Source organism: Phenylobacterium sp. (assembly GCF_037138395.1).
Taxonomy (GTDB): domain Bacteria; phylum Pseudomonadota; class Alphaproteobacteria; order Caulobacterales; family Caulobacteraceae; genus Phenylobacterium.
The window spans coordinates 1-1,732 of sequence record NZ_JBAXIM010000262.1 but is presented as its reverse complement, the minus strand read 5'-3'; the positions used below and the strand labels follow the sequence as shown (position 1 = coordinate 1,732).

Annotated in this window: 2 protein-coding genes; both read left to right on the top strand. The window is 68.2% G+C overall.

From position 1 onward, the window contains the following. A partial coding sequence (locus tag WCJ52_RS13050; protein ID WP_336903735.1) for a hypothetical protein occupies positions 1-615 on the top strand: 615 nt, incomplete at its 5' end. Continuing rightward, positions 615-1,732: hypothetical protein (locus tag WCJ52_RS13045; protein ID WP_336903734.1), on the top strand; the 1,118-nt coding region annotated here is incomplete at its 3' end. The genes WCJ52_RS13050 and WCJ52_RS13045, both read left to right, overlap by 1 nt.

Here is a 1,732-nt window from a genome sequence, read left to right as displayed (position 1 = left end):
GCCCTAGCCGCCGCCGACGGCCTGGTCGACGCCCGTGGCGCGCCCGTCCAGGACGCGCGGGACTGCGCCTGGCGGGCCCTTCGCCCCCGTACTGCGCTCTGCGACGTGGATTTCCACCTCGGCCGGGCCCTGCACGCCGCCCAGGACTTCTATTCCCACACCAACTGGGTCGACCGCCCGGTCCCTCAGGACGAGGTCTCGGTCCGCAACCCCCAGGGCCTCGGCGGCTCCGGCCCCATCGACTGGCTGGCGGCGGAAGGGGACGGGCCCCCTCCCCCCGGCCTGATGTCCGGCTGCTTTGTCTTCTTCCCGGAAGCCCTGTTCTGTCAGGGCCGGACGCGCCATGCCGACCTGAGCAAGGATAGCCGCAGCGGGCCGGAAACGCCCCCTGTCGGAGCGACCCCGCGCGGCGCGGTCGAAGGCAACTTCCCCCGCGCCATCGACGCCGCGACCGGCGAGACCGCACGGATCTGGACCGGATTTCACGCCAGACTTGTCACGACTTATGGCGAAGCCCGCGGACGCGCCATGAGCTGCACCCTCCGCGGCCTGCCACCCTCAATGTGCGGGTCAGGCCCCTCCGTCGCCCCTTCGTCCACTTCGGGAGCCCTGTGATGGACCGACTTATCTCTCTGGCTGCCGTCGCGGTCCTCAGCAGCCTGATGTTCGCCGGATGTACGACCGGCTCCGGAAATGCGCGATTGGAGAGCCTGGCCGACATCCCGCCGATCAGGGCGGATGGTGTGATCCCGCAGGTCTTCCCGGGGGTCCTCACGGTTCAGGAAGGTGCCAGCCCGTCTGCGGTCCGCTACATCTTCCATACCCACGGCATGGGAAAGACCGATGCGAAGTCGGTGCTGCTCGAGCCCGTGACCGCCGCCCTGCGGGAGGCAGGCTACACCCGGGAGCCGATCCCGGTGGAGCCGTCCTGGAACGAAGCACCGACCGCCAGGGTCCACGACTTCGAGGGCGAGGCTCTGTCCTGCGAGGGTGGCGCCGCAAGCCAGCCGCCCTGCCGCTATGATCACTTCGGCCAGTATCGGGTCGACCGGTTCCTCCATGCGGACGGGAAGCGCCGGGTGGTGGTCTACAGCTACCTCTGGCACGACGACCTCTGGAAGCTCCAGCAGCCCTTCCTTGCGCATGACCTCGCCGGCCTGCAGACGGGTTTCGCCGGATGGACGGCGGGAAGCCTGACCGGAGCGTTGAAGACCCGCATCGTGAACGAAGGTCTGAGCGACGTCGCCGCCTACCTGGGTCCGGCCGGCGGGGCCTTGAAGGAGGGAATGTCCTCAGCGGTCTGCATCATGCTGCGAGAAGCTGCGGGAAGGCCGGTCACGACGGCCGAGCACAACAGCACAATCTCCCTCAGTCCCTCGGACTGCCTGGACGAAACAAGTGCCGATTCCCTGTTGGAAAGGGGTGCCCGCATCTCTTTCGTTTCGCACAGCCTGGGCAGCCGGATGCTCTTCGATGTTCTCAGCGCGCCGTCCTCAGGGAAAACGCCTATTGAGGCTAATCGGAACCCGGGTACCCCGACCAAGGCCCTGGTGGCGACCCGCAAGGCGACCGATACCTTCTTCATGGCGGCGAACCAGCTGTCACTCCTCGGGATCGCAGAGGTCAAGGGGCCCCAGGCGACCAGCCCCGGGTTGACGGGAACGGGGCCGCCGGCCGCTAGGGAAGCCTCCGTGCCGGGCTGCCCCAAGTCCCTGCCTGGATTCCTGACAGC